The sequence below is a fragment of the Pseudoalteromonas sp. UBA6610 genome, assembly GCF_002433295.1.
Lineage (GTDB): Bacteria > Pseudomonadota > Gammaproteobacteria > Enterobacterales > Alteromonadaceae > Pseudoalteromonas > Pseudoalteromonas atlantica.
Genome location: NZ_DJHW01000001.1, coordinates 80910 through 99403 on the forward strand (window position 1 = coordinate 80910; position 18494 = coordinate 99403).

The window sequence follows — 18494 nt, forward strand, 5'->3', positions numbered from 1 at the left end:
TGCTCCTACTTAGAAAACAGTTTAAAAATGGCGCTAAAATCATCACTGCCAGCACCTTGGTGCTGTAGCATAGTGTATAAATTTTTAGCCATTGAACCCATTGGGGTTGAAGAATTACTTTGCTGCGCGGCTTCCATAGCAAGCCCTAAATCTTTAGCCATTAAATCAACCATAAAGCCCGGTTTGTAATCGTTGTTAGCCGGAGCGGTATCCATTACGCCTGGGCATGGGTTGTATAGTTCAAGCGTCCAGTTACGGCCAGAGCTTGCAGTCATAATGTCGCTGAGTACTTTTGCATCTAGCCCATTATTAATACCCATTTGCAGGGCTTCGCTCGTGCCTGCCATTAAAATACTTAACAGCATGTTGTTGCATATTTTTGCAACTTGTCCTGCGCCAATATCGCCTGCATGAAATATGTTTTTACCCATATCATTAAGCACAGGTTGTGCGGTATTAAACGCGGCTTTACTACCACCTACAATAAACGTAAGCGTGCCTGCGGTTGCTCCAGCAACACCACCCGATACCGGTGCATCTACAAAGCTAATACCCTGGTCGCCAAGTGCGCTGCCAACCACACGGGCCGACTCTGCATCTATTGTTGAGCAATCTATCACTAAGGTGTTTTTGCTAAGCACATTAATTAAGCCGCTATCATCGTTATTGCCTAAATAAAGTGATTTAACATGTTTGCCCGCAGGTAACATACTAATAAGTATATCGGCATTGGTTGCACATGCTTTTGCATTTTCAGCTGCGTGTGCGCCTTTACTTGCGAGTTCATTTAAGACCGACTGGTTTAAATCAAATGCTGTAACATTATGGCCGGCTTTAATTAAGTTAGCCGCCATAGGGCCGCCCATATTACCTAAGCCGATAAAACCAATATTTAGTTTAGTCATCGTCTTTCCTTTATGTGTGTGTTGGGGTGTCTAAGCCATTGAGAGGGTGGTTTTCGCTAAAGCGGTTAGCAAAAAAGCTCTCTATTATGGGTTGTGGTACATGACTCAGTGTTTTGTATTGCCAATTAGGAGCGCCGTCTTTATCTATTAATAGTGCTCTTACGCCTTCTTGAAATTCACCTACTTCGCCAGCGCGTACCGACATACCCAGCTCCATTTTAAAACACGCTAGTAAGCTTTTGCCTTTACTGGCTTTTAGCTGCTCACTTACAAGCGCGCAACTTAGTGGGCAACCATGTTTAAGTGATTTTTGGGCGCGTTGCAGCCATTTATCGTCAGTAGCTAGGCCTAAAATATAATCAACTTGTTCTTGTAGCGTATTAAATTCAGCTAATTTTTGAATGGTTGCTAAGTTAGCTTTAATATTGCCTTTGGGCATACGCGCAGATTGGTTATCTAAATCGGTTAATAATTTAGTCAAACGCTCATGATTTAAGCTTGCGGTTTTGCCCCACTTAGCCGCTAAAATTTGCGCTAGCATGGAATCATATTTAGTGCTGTCGATAAAGTGATCGGCAAGCGATACAAAGCGTGCATCTTCACAATTAATAGAGGCCGATGTTAGCCCTAAAAATAGCCCGACGCTTTGTGGCATTTTATGTAAAAAGTAACTACCGCCTACATCTGGGTATAAGCCTATGGTTTGCTCTGGCATAGCAATGCGCGATGTTTCGGTTACTACGCGGTGGCTAGCACCGGCCATTAGGCCTAAACCGCCCCCCATAACAATGCCATTACCCCAAACAAGGATTGGTTTATCAAAGGTATGAATAAGGTAATCAAGTTTGTACTCAAGGGTAAAAAAGTCTTCCACTAAGCTTGTTGGTTTTCCTTGCGCCATTGCATGATGAAGGCTAACTACATCGCCACCAGCGCAAAATGCTTTATCGCCAGCACCTTTTAAAATAACCATTGCGATTGCATCATCGCTTTGCCAAGCGCGCAATTGCGGCTCGAGTAATTTGATCATGTCAAAATTAAGGGCGTTTAATGCTTTAGGTACGTTGAGTGTAATAAGCCCAATTAAGCTGCCATTTGCTGCACTTGCCGTTTCAAATAGCACGGGGTCGTCGGCATTATTTAATAACGTTAAATTAATCATTAGCCATTTACCCAATTAGCGCGGCGTTTTTCTAAAAAGGCATTAACGCCCTCTTGTTGATCTTGTGTATCAAACAGCCCAACAAACAATTCACGCTCAAGAGGCAATACGCTTGCCATAGGTTGATGGCGCCCTTTTTGTATAAGCGTTTTACATGCAGCTACCGAGCTTGGGCTTTGTTCGCTTACTTGATTGGCAAGTTTTAATGCCGCTGCAAAGCTTTCCCCTTGTGGGACTACTTCTTCTACTAAGCCAATTTGTAAGGCTTTATCGGCTTTTAAGCGCTCGCCACATAAAATCATGCGTTTTGCCCAGCCTTCGCCAACAAGCCATGCTAAATTTTGCGTGCCACCCGCGCACGGTAATAAACCCACTTTTGCCTCTGGCAGTGCCATTTGTGCCTGCTCTTCTGCTATACGAATATCACACGCAAGCGCTACTTCTAACCCGCCGCCCATGGCATAACCGTTAATGGCCGCAACCGACACCCCTGTAAAGTTAGTCAGTGCTTCAAAGGCTTCACCAAATACACGCGACATATCAGCGGCAATGCCTTTATCGCCACTGGCAAATACGTTTAAATCGGCACCGGCGCTAAAAAACTTCTCGCCTTCGCCAGTAAGCACTAAGGCATAAATGTTTTTGTTGCTATTAAGCTCGTTAATTTTGTTTTTTAAATCAATTAAGGTGTCTTTTGTCCAGGTATTAGCTGGTGGGTTACACATAGTTAAAATAGCAACATGGCCTTCGGTAGTCAGTTCAATACTCGGGTTAGATTGTGACATAACTTGCTCCTTATAAAACGTCGCTTGCAGACTCGGCTAAAATACGGCGCGCTATAATTACACGCATAATTTCGTTAGTGCCTTCTAAAATTTGATGAACGCGTACATCACGTACATGGCGCTCGAGCGGGTATTCTTTTATGTAACCGTAACCACCATGTACTTGCAGTGCCTCGTTACACACGTTAAAGCCAACATCGGTGGCAAAGCGTTTAGCCATGGCGCAATAGGTGGTTTTTTCACTATCGCCGGTATCAAGTTTAAATGCCGCAAGCCTTACCATTTGGCGCGCAGCTACAAGCTCAGTGTTCATATCGGCAATTTTAAATTGCAAAGCCTGAAACGCAGCCAAGGGCTTACCAAATTGAGTGCGCTCTTTTAAGTACTCTTTTGCCGTGTTTAGCGCAGCTTGTGCAGTACCAATAGAGCAAGTGGCAATATTAATACGCCCGCCATCTAAGCCTTGCATGGCAAATTTAAAGCCTTCGCCCTCTTTACCTAATAAGTTATGCGCCGGAATACGTACATCTTCAAAACTAATTAAGCGTGTTGGTTGTGCATTCCAACCCATTTTTTCTTCTGCTTTACCGTACTCAACACCTTGTGCGTCGGCAGGAACTACAAATGCCGAAATACCCGCAGCGCCTTCGCCACCGGTACGTGCCATAACCACTAAAACTTCAGTTTCACCCGCACCCGATATAAACATTTTTGAGCCGTTAATAACGTACTCATCACCTTCAAGCACAGCTTTTGTTTTTAGTGAAGCTGCATCTGAGCCCGCCCCTGGCTCTGTTAAACAATAAGAGGCAAGTAGCTCGCCCATTACTAGTTGTTCTACGTATTTGTCTTTAACTGCATCTGTACCAAAACTTGCTACCATCCACGTAGCCATATTATGAATAGTTAGCATGGCCGTTGTAGCTGTACAGCCCATCGCAAGCTGCTCAAATATGATGCTTGAATCTAAGCGTGATAACCCAAGGCCGCCGGCTTCCTCTGGCGTATATAAACCGCAAAAGCCAAGCTCGCCCGCCGCTTTAATCGTATCTTTAGGAAAAATATGCTCGCGATCCCACTTTGCTGCATGTGGAGCAAGTTCTGACTCTGCAAATTGGCGTGCAGTTTCAGCAAAGGCTTGTTGATCTTCTGATAAGTTAAAGTCCATGGTAGACCTCTTTAATTGTGTTGTTAGTGTGTCCCATTAGGGTAAATGAGTGAAGAGCGGTAAAGGCTGATGTGTGTGTTCTAGTTGCTTGTCAGCAGATTTAGCCTTTGCGCCCTTCTTTATTATTATTTTTGAGTGTGTTTATTTTAAATTAATGCTCATGTTTGGACCTGAAGCGATGTCGTCTTCAAACCAACGTGAAGTAATGGTTTTAGTTTCTGTGTAAAAACGTATACCTTGCTTACCATAGGTGTGCGTATCGCCGTAAAACGAGCCTTTCCAACCCGTAAACGAGAAAAACGGCAGCGGCACCGGAATAGGCACATTAATACCCACTTGGCCTACTTCAATTTCATGTTGAAATTTACGAGCCGCAGAACCACTTGAGGTAAATAACGAGGTACCGTTGCCGTACGGGCTTTCGTTAATAAGAGCAATTGCCTCATCAAGCGTATCTACAAACATACAGGCAAGCACAGGGCCAAAGATTTCTTCTTTGTATAAGTCCATTTCTTTTGTCACATCGGTAAATAGTGTTGGGCCAACCCAGTTACCTTGATCAAAGCCCTCTACTGTGTAGTTTGAACCATCAATTAAACAGGTGGCGCCTTGCTCCTTACCGCTTGCTATAAGCGATAAAATACGCTCTTTTGCTGCTTTTGATGTTTGTGGGCCGTAGGCTGCGTTTTTGTCATCCCACACGCCTGGGCGTACGTTTTCAAAGCCAGCTTTTATTTCATCTACCCACTCACTTGCTTGCCCTACAAACACAGCCACCGAAATACCCATACAACGCTGGCCTGCTGCACCAACCGATGCGCCAACTAGGTTATTTACCACGTGTGATTTACTCGCATCTGGCATAATAACCATGTGATTCTTAGCACCCACACACGCTTGTACGCGCTTAAGGTTTTGTGTGCCTTTAGAATAAATGTATGCACCTACACCACACGAGCCCACAAACGAAATTGCACGTACGGCTTTGTCTTCTAATAAGCGGTCTACTTGCGGTTTTGTACCATGAACCACTTGTAATACGCCTTTTGGTGCGCCGGCTTCAATAAATAGCTCAGCTAAACGCATTGGTGTGAGTGGGTCTTGCTCAGAGGGTTTTAAAATAAAGGTGTTACCACATACTATAGCTAGCGGAAACATCCAAAGTGGGATCATCGCCGGAAAGTTAAACGGCGTAATGCCTGCACATACGCCAAGGGGCTGCATGTAAGAATAGGTATCGATTTTACGGGCAACGTTTTCCATTGTTTCGCCCATCATTAATGACGGTGCGTTAGCTGCTTGTTCTACTACTTCAATACCGCGCCATACATCGCCTTTTGCATCTTCAAACGTTTTACCTAGTTCGTGGCAAATAATGGTTGCAAGCTCATCGTGGTGCTCTTTTAACAGCGCCGCGTATTTCATCATAATGCGGGCACGCTCGGTAATGGGCACATCTTTCCATGTTTTAAATGTTTCTGAGGCCGAGGCAATCGCTGCATCCATTTCTGAGTCGGTAGTGCATGGAACTTGCGCAAGTACTTCTTGGTTTGCTGGGTTAATTACATCAATAAGCTCGTTTGAAGCCGACTGAACAAATTCGCCATTTATAAGTAGTGGAACTTGGTGCATGGGTAAATCCTGTTGTTAGTGTGTTCTTTTAAAAAATGGCACCGTTTTGTTATTAGTATGAGTACGGTGCATTTTAGTTGCTGTTAGTTAATTAACTGTTTTGTTAGTAAGCCTCTACAGCCATGGCTACAGCTTCGCCGCCGCCAATACATAAAGACGCAATTCCTTTTTTAAGGCCACGGTTTTTAAGCGCGTGAATAAGCGTGACTAAAATTCTCGCGCCGCTGGCACCAATTGGGTGGCCAAGAGCACACGCCCCACCGTTTACGTTTACTTTGCTTTCATCAAGTTTTAATTCGTTAATAGCAAGCATGGTAACCATGGCAAAGGCTTCATTAATTTCCCAAAGATCTACATCAGCAGTTGTCCAGCCTGCTTTTTCAAGCACACTGTTCATTGCGCCCACAGGTGCTACTGTAAATTCACTTGGTTTTTGAGAGTGCGTGCTGTGCGCTACAATTTTACAAAGCGGTGTTAAGCCTTGCTCTTTAGCTTTTGATTCGCTCATTAATATAAGCGCTGCGCCACCATCAGAAATTGACGATGAATTAGCCGCAGTGATGGTGCCGTCTTTTTTAAAGGCAGCACGCAGGCTTGGTATTTTTTCTGGGCGGGCATTACCGGGTTGCTCATCAACCGATACGGTTACATCGCCCTTGCGGGTTTTTATGGTGTGCGGCGCAATTTCGTTTTCAAAGCTGCCGTTTTCAATTGCCCCATTGGCTTTACTTAACGAGCTAAGTGCAAACTCATCCATTTGCTCACGGCCAATGCCGTACTCATCGGCAGTATCTTGTGCAAAACAGCCCATTGCTTTGTTATCGTAAGCATCTTCTAGGCCATCGCTCATCATATGATCTTTAATTTCGCCGTGGCCCATACGCATACCGCCACGTGCTTTAGGTATAAAATACGGTGCGTTACTCATGCTTTCCATGCCGCCAGCAATTGCACTGCTAATTGAGCCCGCTTTAATTAAATCGTGTCCGAGCATGGCGGCTTTTAAACCAGAGCCACATACTTTATTAATGGTGGTAGCACCCGTGCCCAGAGCAAGGCCTGCTTTTAACATTGCTTGGCGTGCTGGCGCTTGGCCAAGGCCCGCTGGCAATACACAGCCCATAATTACTTCATCTATTGCATCATTTGCTAAACCAGTTTGTGCAAGCGCACTTGCAATGGCGGTTGCGCCAAGCTCGGTAGATTGTGCATCGGTCAATGCGCCCATAAACCCGCCCATTGGCGTACGCTTTGCTGCTACAATTACCACTGATTCTAAAGTCATAATTAACTCCGTTGTATTTATATGCAAATAGTTGTTAGAATATTTGCTCTATTAATTTAGTATTCATTTATTGTTTAACACCCTTACACAATACTAACGTTTACGCTAACGTCAACTAAAAAGCGTTTAATTTTTAGTTTTAAAAGTGTAAGCATTATTTTCCAGTAACGGCGAAGTGAACAATTAATAAAAATAAACTATTGAATATTAATAATATAATTTAACATTTCACATCAACACTCCTTTATAAATAGTTTCATACCACACCAAGCTTTACCTTTACGTAAACTTCACTTATATTGGAGTTATTCGAATGAGGTAAACACAACTATGAAACCAGATAACCAAACAAACTTTGCAAGTTCTGCAAAAGCGCCAAGCAGTAACGATCAAACCTTTAGTATTAGCGATTTAGCTAAAGAGTTTGATATTACCACCCGCTCTATTCGTTTTTACGAAGACCAAGGTTTAGTAAGCCCAGAGCGCAATGGCCAAACCCGTATTTATTCAAAACGCGACAAAGTTCGCTTAAAACTAATACTGCGAGGCAAACGCTTAGGCTTTACATTGGCTGAAACAGGCCGTTTGTTTGAACTGTACGACGCTGATAAATCAAGCGCTAAACAGCTGGTGACTATGCTCGATTTAATTGCAGAGAAAAAAGCCGACCTTTCTCAGCAAATGGACGACATAAAAGTTGTGCTTATGGAATTAGTGACAGCGGAGCGCCGCTGCAGAGACACACTTAATAAAATAGACGAGTAGCCTATTTTAATAATAAAAACACACTGACAACACACACAGGAATGAATCATGAGCACTATTTCACTTTATAAAGAGATGAACTTTGGCCTTGGCGAAACCGCCGATATGATCCGCGACCACGTAAATAGCTTTGCGAGCCAAGAAATTGCGCCACTAGCTGAACAAACCGATATGGATAACGCGTTTCCTAATCAGCTTTGGCCGCAAATGGGCGAAATGGGTGTACTAGGCATGACCGTTTCTGAAGACTTTGGCGGTGCAGGCTTAGGTTACTTAGAGCATGTAATTGCAATGGAAGAAATTAGCCGTGCGAGTGCATCAATTGGCTTAAGCTATGGTGCGCATTCAAACTTGTGTGTAAATCAAATTAACCGTAACGGTAACCAAGCACAAAAAGAAAAATACCTACCAAAACTTATTAGTGGTGAACACATTGGTGCCCTTGCCATGAGCGAGCCAAACGCAGGTTCTGACGTGGTATCAATGAAACTTAAAGCTGAAAAAAAAGGCGATAAATACATTTTAAATGGCAATAAAATGTGGATCACCAACGGCCCCGATGCACACACATTTGTTATTTATGCAAAAACAGATTTAGAAGCCGGCGCTAAAGGCATTACCGCATTTATTGTTGAAAAAGACTTCCCTGGTTTTTCTACCGCACAAAAGCTAGACAAGCTTGGTATGCGTGGCTCAAACACGTGTGAACTGGTGTTTGAAAACTGCGAAGTACCCGAAGAAAACATTTTAGGTAACCTAAACGAAGGCGTTAAGGTACTAATGAGCGGCCTAGATTACGAACGTGTAGTACTTGCTGCAGGCCCGCTTGGCATAATGCAAGCCTGTATGGATATTGTTGTTCCGTACATTCATGAACGGAAACAGTTCGACACCCCTATTGGCCAATTTCAGTTAATTCAAGGCAAAGTAGCCGACATGTATACGCAAATGAACGCAGCGCGCTCATACGTTTATACCGTTGCAAAAGCGTGTGATCGCGGCGAAACCACCCGTAAAGATGCCGCCGGCGCCATTTTATATGCTGCTGAGCTTGCCACTAAAATGGCGCTTGATGCCATTCAAATTTTAGGGGGTAACGGCTACATAAACGAATACGCCACAGGGCGCTTATTACGTGATGCCAAACTATACGAAATTGGTGCTGGCACATCAGAAATACGCCGCATGCTTATTGGCCGCGAACTCTTTACCGAAAGCCGTTAAGGATTAAATTATGACGATATTAAAATCGAGCGTTAATCCTCACGATCCTACTTTTGTGCAAAATCACAAAAACATGGCAGCTTTGGTTGATGATTTACATAGTAAAGTAGCCACCATTAGCTTAGGCGGCGGCGCTGCGTTAAAAGAGCGCCACGAAGGCCGAGGTAAGTTATTTGTACGCGACCGTATTAGCACTTTATTAGATGAAGGCTCACCGTTTTTAGAAATTTCGCAATTTGCAGCCTTTGGTGTGTACGAACAAGAAATTGCCTGTGCGGGTGTAGTTGCTGGTATTGGCCGTGTTAAAGGTATTGAATGCATGATCATTGCAAATGATGCCACGGTAAAAGGCGGTACGTACTTTCCGCTTACCGTTAAAAAGCATTTACGCGCACAAGATATAGCCGAGCGTTGCCACTTACCGTGTATTTATTTGGTTGATTCGGGCGGTGCTAACCTGCCTGAGCAAGACGATGTATTCCCTGATAAATTACATTTTGGCCGTATTTTTTATAACCAAGCCCGTATGTCGGGTAAAGGCATTCCTCAAATTGCCGTGGTAATGGGGTTATGTACCGCAGGCGGCGCATACGTACCCGCAATGGCCGATGAAAGCATAATTGTAAAAGAGCAAGGCACTATATTTTTAGCAGGCCCGCCACTTGTAAAAGCAGCGACCGGTGAAGTAGTCAGCGCCGAAGAATTAGGCGGCGCCGATGTACATTGTAAAACATCGGGTGTGGCTGACCACTTTGCAGAAAATGACGAACATGCGCTGTCTATTGCCCGCCAATGTATTGAGCGTATTAATTACACGCGCCCTACAGCCCCTCTTTTAGAGGATGTAAAACCGCCACGTTACGATATAAACGAGCTTTACGGCATTGTAGGCACTGACCTTAAAAAGCCGTTTGATGTGCGTGAAGTTATTGCCCGTACGGTTGATGATTCATCGTTTGATGAATTTAAACGCTACTTTGGTGAAACGCTGGTCACAGGTTTTGCCAGCATTTACGGTAACCCTGTAGGCATAGTGGCTAATAACGGCATTTTATTTAGTGAGTCGGCGCAAAAAGGCGCGCACTTTATTCAACTATGTGCACAGCGCAATATTCCTTTAGTGTTTTTGCAAAATATAACCGGCTTTATGGTAGGTAAAAAATACGAAGCTGAGGGCATAGCAAAGCACGGCGCTAAAATGGTGATGGCAGTTTCGTGTGCCGATGTACCTAAATTTACGGTGCTAATTGGTGGCTCTTACGGCGCTGGTAACTACGGTATGTGTGGCCGCGCATTTGAACCCACCATGATGTGGATGTGGCCCAATGCCCGTATTTCGGTAATGGGTGGCGAGCAAGCCGCCGGTGTAATGGCTCAAGTTAAGCAAGATGGTTTAGCCCGTAAAGGCCATAGCATGAGCGAGCAAGAAGTTAGCGATTTTAAAAAGCCAATTATTGATCAATACGAAGAGCAAGGCCATCCGTATTACGCAAGCGCGCGCTTGTGGGACGACGGCATTATTGACCCTGCCGATACCCGCAACGTATTAGGCCTTGCCTTAAGTGCAGCTAAAAATGCACCACAGCAAGACTCTAAGTTTGGCGTATTTAGAATGTAACCGGAGCGCAAAAATGTCAGTAACACTACAAATAACAAAATCTAATGTGGCTGTACTTGTTTTAAGCCGAGTTGAAAAACGTAACGCATTTAATAGTGAAGTGATACACGAGCTAATTCAGTGCATAGAGCATGCAAATACGCTCGATATTCGCGCTTTGGTTTTAAAAACTGAAGGCAAGCACTTTTCTGCCGGTGCCGATTTAGCCTGGATGAAATCAATGGCTGATAACAACTACGCCGATAATCTGGCCGATTCTATGCAGCTCGCTAAATTAATGCAGGTACTAGCCGCCTCTCCTCACCCAACTATATGTGCTGTACAAGGTGCTGCATTTGGTGGCGCTCTGGGCTTAATTGCATGTTGCGATATTGCCCTAAGTAAAGACGATGCGCAGTTTTGTTTAAGCGAAGTAAAGCTAGGGCTTATTCCTGCGGTAATTAGCCCGTATGTAATTAAAGCCATTGGTGAGCGTGCTGCGCGCCGCTACTTTTTAACTGCCGAGGTGTTTGATGCCCACACAGCAAAACAACTTGGTTTGGTTCATCAGGTGACCGGTAATTTAGACTGCGCCCTTGATAACATGCTGCAAACATTAATCGATAACGGCCCGGTCGCTGTAAAAGCCGCTAAATCATTAATTAACGATGTAGCAAATAAGCCTATTAATGATGATCTTATTGAACTCACGGCCGAACGTATTGCAAATATTCGGGTATCGGACGAAGGCCAAGAAGGACTAAGCGCCTTTTTTGATAAACGCCCTCCCGCTTGGCAACTGTAGGACTAATTATGAACACACACACATTAAAAAAGATACTCATTGCCAACCGTGGTGAAATTGCATGCCGTATAATGCGAAGTGCAAAGCAAATGGGCCTAACAACGGTCGCTGTTTACTCTGACGCCGACAAACACGCACAACATGTAAAAATGGCTGATGAGGCCTACCACATTGGCCCCGCACCAAGTAAAGACTCATACCTTGTAACAGATAAAATTTTACAGGTTGCAAAAACAAGCGGTGCCGATTGTATACACCCTGGGTACGGTTTTTTATCTGAAAACAGTGAGTTTGCTAAAGCCTGTGAAGCTAACAACATTGCGTTTATTGGCCCTCTTGCAAGCAGCATAGAAGCCATGGGCTCTAAAACCCGCGCCAAAGAAATTATGGCCGCGGCAAATGTACCATTAGTGCCAGGCTATTACGGTGAAAACCAAGACCCTGCTTTTTTACAATCTGAGGCTGAAAAAATTGGCTACCCTGTGCTCATTAAAGCGGCCTTTGGCGGCGGCGGTAAAGGCATGCGCATTGTTGAGCAAGCCAAAGATTTTATAACTGCACTTGAGGGCGCACAGCGCGAAGCAATTGCGGGCTTTGGTAACGACTTAGTACTGCTTGAGCGCTATGTTAACCAGCCTCGCCATGTTGAAGTACAAGTTTTTGCTGATAACCACGGTAACTGTGTTTATTTAGGGGATCGTGATTGTTCCCTGCAGCGCCGCCATCAAAAAGTAATTGAAGAAGCCCCAGCGCCTGGTTTGTCTGATGAACTGCGTAAAGAAATGGGTGAAGCCGCAGTACGCTGTGCCCTTGCAATAAACTACAGAGGTGCAGGTACGGTTGAGTTTTTACTGTGTGGCGATGAGTTCTTTTTCATGGAAATGAACACGCGCCTGCAAGTAGAACACCCTGTGACAGAAATGGTAACTGGTGTAGATTTAGTTAATTGGCAAATTAATATTGCCGCTGGGCAAACGCTGCCACTAACGCAATCAGGCATACAACTCCAAGGCCACAGCTTTGAAGCGCGTATTTATGCAGAAGATCCAAGTAACGATTTCATTCCCTGCTCGGGCACTATTGAATCGTTAAATACTCCGCTTAACAGTGAGTTTGTAAGAATAGATACAGGTATTGCACAAGGCGATGAAATAAGCCCGTATTACGACCCTATGATTGCAAAACTGATTGTGCATGATGATAACCGAGAGCAAGCATTATCGCGTTTACGCCAAGCACTTGAGCAATTTCACTTAGCAGGTTTTAGCACTAATATTGGCTTTTTACACAACTTAGCAAGCCACCCTACATTTGCTCAAGGTGCGCCAAGCACCCACTTTATTGCCGAGCAAGGCGATGCATTGGTAAGTGTTGATAGTGCCGCGCTTGAAAAAGCGCAACTAATAGCAGCCTTTGCTTACCTTGAATCGCTTAGTGCTGAAAGGGTAACTCAGCAAAGCGCAAGCCCCTGGAAGCAACTCAGTGGTTTTACGCTTAACGCACCACAAAAAGTGGATGTACCATTTACAGACTTAGCTATAAGCGCCGTTAAAACTAAAACGGGTTATGTTGTTACGCATAATAATAAGTCGTTCGATATAGCAGGCTCTGTAAACCAAAAAGTATGTAATGTATTTATTAATGGGGAAAAATTTACCGCCCATGTTAGCCACGTTGATAATAGTATTAGCGTGATGTTTGCTGCGCTGCAAATTAAGCTTGCTTTAAACACTAAACATTACATTAGCAGCCATGAAAGCGACGCCCTGCCCCTTGCGGCGCCACTTAATGGCACTGTGGTTAAGCATTTAGTTGATGTAGGCAGCACCATTACCAAAGGCGATGCCGTAGTGATTATTGAAGCCATGAAAATGGAATACACGCTCAACGCCCCGCACGATGGTATTTTACAAAGCTACTGCTTTGATGAAGGCGAATTAGTTTCGCACGGCGCTTTATTAGCAATCGTAGAAGACACCACGGCGCAGGAGGCATCGTGATGGCTGCTTTTCCAACTGAAGTTAAAATTGTTGAAGTAGGCGCGCGTGATGGCCTACAAAACGAAAAATCAGTCACTGCATCTGATAAAATTTCATTAATAAATGTACTTAGTGACGCGGGCTTAAAAAATATTGAAGCCGGTGCTTTTGTATCGCCTAAATGGGTGCCACAAATGGCCGATTCGGCCGAGGTGATAACAGCGCTTAATTTACCCCATGTAAATTTAAGTGCGCTTACACCCAACTTAAAAGGCGCTCAAGCGGCCCATGCCGTTGGCATAAAAGAATTTGCCATATTTACCGCGGCAAGCGAATCGTTCTGTCAAAAAAATATAAATTGCAGTATTGATGAGAGTATTGAGCGTTTTAGCGACGTTATGGCATTTGCAAAAGCCAATAACATACGTGTACGCGGTTATGTAAGTTGTGTACTCGGTTGTCCTTATGAGGGAGAAATAGACCCGCATAAAGTACTTAGCGTTTCGCAAAAGCTTTTAGATTTAGGCTGCTACGAAATAAGCCTTGGCGATACCATAGGTGTTGGCACTGCAAATAAAGTTACCCAGCTTTTAACACTTTTGCTTGAACATATTGATAAATCAAAACTGGCTGTGCATTTTCATGATACCTACGGGCAAGCGCTCACAAATATTTACGCAGCGTTAAGCTTAGGTATAGCAACGGTTGATGCCGCTGTTGCAGGCCTTGGCGGCTGCCCTTATGCCAAAGGGGCGTCAGGAAATGTTGCCACCGAAGATGTGGTTTACTTACTCAATGGGCTTGGCATTGAACATGGAATTGATTTACAAAGGTTAAGTAGCGCTGGTTGGAAAATTACACAAGCACTTGGCAAAACGCCTGTAAGCAAAGTTTCAATTGCATTAGGCAACACACAAAAATAATAGCTTAACTTCCCAAATGGCAGTTAATACAATGAGGAGAGTCTCATGGCCGGTTTTGATAAAGTGGTTTCTAGTTACGAAGCTGCAATGGCAGGGTTGAAAGACGGCGATACCGTTATTGCTGGCGGCTTTGGCTTATGCGGTATTCCTGAGGGCTTAATTAAACAAATTAAGGCAATGAACACCAAAGAGCTAACCGTGGTTTCTAACAACTGTGGTGTAGATGACTTTGGATTAGGAATTTTACTTAAAGATAAACAAATTAAAAAAGTAATTGCCTCCTACGTGGGTGAAAACGCCTTATTTGAGCAGCAATTACTAAGCGGTGAAATAGATGTAGAGCTTACACCGCAAGGTACCTTGGCTGAAAAAATGCGTGCGGGCGGTGCAGGTATTCCCGCATTTTATACCGCTACAGGTTACGGTACGCCCGTTGCAGAGGGTAAAGATGTAAAAGAATTTGACGGACGCCCATATATTTTAGAAGAGTCGATCACCGGTGAGTTTGCCATTGTAAAAGCGTGGAAAGCCGACCGATACGGTAATTTAGTATTTAGGCACACTGCCATGAACTTTAACCCAATGGCCGCAACAGCAGGTAAGATTACCGTTGCCGAAGTAGAAGAAATAGTAGAGCCCGGTGAACTTGAGCCAAGCCAAATTCATACCCCAGGCATTTTTGTAAATCGCGTTATTAAAGGCGACTTTGTAAAACGCATTGAACGTGTAACAACACGAGATTAAGCAGGAGCATAGGTTATGGCATTATCACGTGAACAAGTTGCAATGCGCGTTGCACAGGAACTACAAGACGGCTTTTACGTTAATTTGGGCATAGGAATTCCGACACTCGTCGCAAACTATGTACCTGATGGTATTGAAGTTATGTTACAGTCAGAAAATGGGCTTTTAGGTATGGGTCCCTACCCAACAAAAGCCGAGCTAGACGCAGATATGATAAACGCGGGTAAAGAAACCGTGACAGCTGCCACAGGTGCAGCCATATTTAATAGTGCAGATAGTTTTGCCATGATACGGGGTGGTCATGTAGACTTAACCGTTCTGGGTGCATTTGAAGTAGACCAAAGCGGCAACATTGCCTCGTGGATGATCCCCAAAAAGCTGATAAAAGGCATGGGGGGCGCAATGGATTTAGTCGCTGGGGCAAAGAATATTATTGTTACTATGACCCATGCCAGTAAGCATGGTGATTCTAAATTATTAGAGTCGTGCACATTACCGCTAACGGGCGTTAATTGCGTTAAAAAAATAGTAACAGATTTGGCCGTACTTGAAGTTAAAGACGGCGCATTTCATTTACTCGAGCGCGCTCCGGGCGTATCGGTTGATGAAATCATTAGTAAAACAGCAGGTAAATTACTTGTTGACGGTGAAGTACCAGAAATGGTTTTTTAACGCTTTACCATGTACCGACCTCATTCCCAGTGCCAATGGCGCTGAGTTACCCAAAATCCCTCGCAAGAGGGATTTTTTTTGCCTGCCATAAACTTTTTTTCAGTTTTAATACAGTTGTAGTAAATATTATCTATAATACAAATAGCTTTTAATGTAAGCGCTTAGATTATTTGCACTAATTTGTGGATTGTCTGCACCTTTTTTGTGAACTAGTGCTATATTTAAAATTAAACTATTGATATTATTATATTAAATTATTGGTTCGATTATTGCCTATTAAAGGCGTCTTAAATTAATTAAACAATTCTGGAAAACATGCAAACTCCTATTCGAGGCCTCCGCTCTTTTTGCTTTGCAGCAAAAAGCTTAAGTTTTAAACATGCAGCTAAAGAGCTGTACTTAACGCCCTCTGCGGTAAGCCATCAGATAAAACAACTTGAAGAACAACTGGGCATTGAACTCTTTCAACGCCAAACCCGATCCATTAGTTTAACGGCTGCGGGTAAAAACTTTTTTGATGCCATTTCGCCTATTATCTATACGCTTGAAAACACCATCAATGAGTTCAGTCAATTGCAGCAAAATACTAATATAACTATTACGCTGCCTGAATTTTTTGCCAGTGAACTACTTATGCCTAAATTAAGTGAGTGGACATCTGAGCACCCTAATATAAATTTACAAATGGATACGCTCAAAACCCGTAAAGAGCTAACCCGCCACAGTGATTTATCGATTGTTTTATCCTCAAGTAAACCCACAGAGGGCCTTACTACAGAGCTATTTAATCTTGAATATATACCGGCGTGTAACGAAAAACTGTTAAAACAGTGGAAAGACGATCACTGCCAAGCACTAAACCAAGTACCATTAATCCTTCACAAAGCAAGGCCGTGGGCATGGCACCAATGGGCTGAAAAAGCAGGTATAGATGACTTTTCGCCTACGCAAATTATACAAATTGATAGTATGTTTGGGGTCGCTCGTGCAGCGCAACAGGGTATTGGCATTTCACTTATACCGCTGCCTATTAGCCAAAGCTGGTTTGATGAAAAATGGCTTTATAAATTATTTCAACAGCCTCTTACCACCAAAGATAAATACTATTTAGTACAGCATGAAGCTAATTCGCCAAATCCCGCGCTAGATTTATTTGCTAAATGGGTTGTATCTACATTTAGCAACATTCAAGGTTAGTGTTACCTTAGTAAGTGCAATTTACATTTTGGTTTAATAACGCCAATTTTAATGTGTGCAGCACGTAGCAAGTGCTAAAGCTGCACGCAGTAAACTGTAAAGCTCCTTCTTTTTTACTTTCTTGCAGCTTAACAACACCGTTTAGTGATTTATTATTAATTAAATATTTTTATTTAATCATTCGTTTTTGCCCTACAAGCTAACCTATAAAAATTTATCATTTTAAATCAATAAAATAACACAACACGTTAGACTAAAGTCTATAGCTTAATTTTTTTCACTTATTGGTTTTATTTTTATCGTTTGTCTGACTTTTACGATTATTCTAAAGTTAACCCATCGCAAGCAAACAGCTAAACGTTTTTATTAATTAGACTTTATTTACTGTTTTGCACCAAATAAATGCAACCTTTTTAGATGTGATAGCTCTAACAAGGTAAGAAAAGAATCTTATATTGTGTGTGTAAGATGTTGTCAGTGTGAAAAGGCAGTTCAAGTCAGGTGGTGACTTGGTTTGAACTGTTTTTTATTCCACCAGCAGCACGCAGCAATAACTAAATTAGCTACTTTGTAGCAAACCAAATCTTATATTGTGTGTGTAAGATGTTGTCAGTGTGAAAAAGCAGTTCAAGTTAGGTGGTGACTTGGTTTGGACTGTTTTTTATTCCACCAGCAGTACGCAGCAATAACGTAATTAGCTACTATGTAGAAAACCAAATCTTATATTGTGTGTGTAAGATGTTGTCAGTGTGAAAAGCGGTTCATGTGAGGTGGTGACCTTATATGGGCCGTTTTTGTTTTATAAACACGATTACCTGCCCCACCGTTTTATGCCAATTCGCTTAAATTTAGTATTATTCAACTATAAAGTTATGTTTTTGTTTAAGCTCTTCAATGGTATTTTCATTGTCTTTTAAAAATACATTAAACTTTTTAACGAGCTGTGGGTGTTTAATGCTCGATAACATAAACGCTTGGTGATCAACAGGCAACTGATGCTGAAAAAACACAGGGACGGGAGTATCAAAAAATTCTTCTATATTGTATTTAAGTACATCGTGTGAAATATATATACAATCAACTCGCTCTTTATGCAGCAAATAAATCATCTCAATAACGTTATCATTTTCGAGTACTTGCAAGCCTGGCATTGAGGTTAACTTTTCAAGCCCTTGCAATGTAAAGCCACGCACTTTTGCAAGTGATTTACAATCTTCAAGTTTAATTTTGTCCTTTAAGCTCGCTATACCTGTATGTGTAACTAATGAAGGCACAGAATAATTAATATCTTGTTGATGCTGATTTTTATAACTTACTTGCCAATTAGGGTTGTCGGGGTATTTAAAGTCAACATGGTGATGCTCTATAAATTCTTTATAAAGGCGCGGAATAGGCAAAGTGTAAAATTCAAATTTAATATTTTGTTGTTTTGCAAATAGTTCCAGTAACTCTTTACTAAAACCAAAATAATCACGCTTACTAGTGCCACTGCCATCGTAATAAGGTAGGTATTCTATATTCTCTACCCCTATTACATATTTTTCGGTTGGCTGTGCTAATACAGGGCTTATAGTTATAAGCCCTGATACAAGTGCTAACGTGTTAATCAATTTGATAGTAAATGCCGTTTATATCGTTTGGATTATTAATT

At 42.7% G+C, this 18494-nt stretch carries 16 protein-coding genes; 9 read left to right on the forward strand and 7 right to left on the reverse strand.

Translation table 11 applies throughout. The features are described 5' to 3' along the window. Nucleotides 1-5: 5 nt before the first annotated feature. From mmsB to B4F91_RS00410, 6 genes are all read right to left on the reverse strand, one after another. The gene (gene mmsB / locus B4F91_RS00385) at nt 6-905 is read right to left on the reverse strand and encodes a 3-hydroxyisobutyrate dehydrogenase (RefSeq protein ID WP_288635314.1); all 900 of its coding nucleotides are present in this window, start codon (nt 903-905) and stop codon (nt 6-8) included. Nucleotides 906-915: 10 nt separating this feature from the next. After that, complete coding sequence (locus B4F91_RS00390; RefSeq protein ID WP_286938276.1) at nt 916-2067, reverse strand: enoyl-CoA hydratase/isomerase family protein; 1152 nt, start codon at nt 2065-2067, stop codon at nt 916-918. Next, nucleotides 2067-2852, reverse strand: a complete 786-nt coding sequence (locus B4F91_RS00395) for an enoyl-CoA hydratase (RefSeq protein ID WP_286938278.1) — start codon at nt 2850-2852, stop codon at nt 2067-2069. The genes B4F91_RS00390 and B4F91_RS00395 overlap by 1 nt, the downstream gene beginning before the upstream one ends. 10 nt (nt 2853-2862) lie before the next feature. Further along, on the reverse strand, nt 2863-4020 hold the full coding sequence (locus B4F91_RS00400) for an acyl-CoA dehydrogenase family protein (protein ID WP_286938279.1): 1158 nt from the start codon (nt 4018-4020) through the stop codon (nt 2863-2865). A gap of 141 nt (nt 4021-4161) precedes the next feature. Then, nucleotides 4162-5652 carry a CoA-acylating methylmalonate-semialdehyde dehydrogenase gene (locus B4F91_RS00405; RefSeq protein ID WP_286938280.1) on the reverse strand — a complete coding sequence of 497 codons (1491 nt, stop codon included), beginning with the start codon at nt 5650-5652 and terminating at the stop codon, nt 4162-4164. 103 nt (nt 5653-5755) lie between these two features. After that, nucleotides 5756-6937: a thiolase family protein gene (locus B4F91_RS00410; protein ID WP_286938282.1), complete on the reverse strand. Its 1182-nt coding sequence runs from the start codon at nt 6935-6937 to the stop codon at nt 5756-5758. A 330-nt stretch (nt 6938-7267) separates the two neighbouring features. Here B4F91_RS00410 and B4F91_RS00415 point away from each other — a divergent pair, with 330 nt between their 5' ends. From B4F91_RS00415 to B4F91_RS00455, 9 genes are all read left to right on the forward strand, one after another. Further along, complete coding sequence (locus B4F91_RS00415) at nt 7268-7702, forward strand: MerR family transcriptional regulator (RefSeq protein ID WP_004587901.1); 435 nt, start codon at nt 7268-7270, stop codon at nt 7700-7702. Between the two features lie 48 nt (nt 7703-7750). Further along, on the forward strand, nt 7751-8926 hold the full coding sequence (locus tag B4F91_RS00420) for an isovaleryl-CoA dehydrogenase (RefSeq protein ID WP_024034119.1): 1176 nt from the start codon (nt 7751-7753) through the stop codon (nt 8924-8926). Nucleotides 8927-8936: 10 nt separating this feature from the next. After that, nucleotides 8937-10544 carry a carboxyl transferase domain-containing protein gene (locus B4F91_RS00425; RefSeq protein WP_024034118.1) on the forward strand — a complete coding sequence of 536 codons (1608 nt, stop codon included), beginning with the start codon at nt 8937-8939 and terminating at the stop codon, nt 10542-10544. 13 nt (nt 10545-10557) lie between these two features. After that, nucleotides 10558-11328 carry an enoyl-CoA hydratase/isomerase family protein gene (locus B4F91_RS00430; RefSeq protein WP_004587898.1) on the forward strand — a complete coding sequence of 257 codons (771 nt, stop codon included), beginning with the start codon at nt 10558-10560 and terminating at the stop codon, nt 11326-11328. Nucleotides 11329-11336: 8 nt separating this feature from the next. Next, nucleotides 11337-13328: an acetyl/propionyl/methylcrotonyl-CoA carboxylase subunit alpha gene (locus B4F91_RS00435; RefSeq protein ID WP_288635315.1), complete on the forward strand. Its 1992-nt coding sequence runs from the start codon at nt 11337-11339 to the stop codon at nt 13326-13328. Further along, a complete protein-coding gene (locus B4F91_RS00440; protein ID WP_286938287.1) occupies nt 13328-14230 on the forward strand; it encodes a hydroxymethylglutaryl-CoA lyase in 903 nt (300 codons plus the stop codon). The genes B4F91_RS00435 and B4F91_RS00440 overlap by 1 nt, the downstream gene beginning before the upstream one ends. 45 nt (nt 14231-14275) lie before the next feature. Continuing rightward, a complete protein-coding gene (locus B4F91_RS00445; RefSeq protein WP_286938288.1) occupies nt 14276-14974 on the forward strand; it encodes a CoA transferase subunit A in 699 nt (232 codons plus the stop codon). 15 nt (nt 14975-14989) lie between these two features. Beyond that, a complete protein-coding gene (locus B4F91_RS00450; RefSeq protein WP_004587894.1) occupies nt 14990-15646 on the forward strand; it encodes a 3-oxoacid CoA-transferase subunit B in 657 nt (218 codons plus the stop codon). A gap of 315 nt (nt 15647-15961) precedes the next feature. Continuing rightward, nucleotides 15962-16843, forward strand: coding sequence for a LysR family transcriptional regulator (locus B4F91_RS00455; RefSeq protein WP_004587893.1), 882 nt, complete (start codon nt 15962-15964; stop codon nt 16841-16843). Between the two features lie 854 nt (nt 16844-17697). Here B4F91_RS00455 and B4F91_RS00460 read toward each other — a convergent pair. Further along, on the reverse strand, nt 17698-18453 hold the full coding sequence (locus B4F91_RS00460; protein WP_286938290.1) for a substrate-binding periplasmic protein: 756 nt from the start codon (nt 18451-18453) through the stop codon (nt 17698-17700). Nucleotides 18454-18494: the final 41 nt, after the last annotated feature.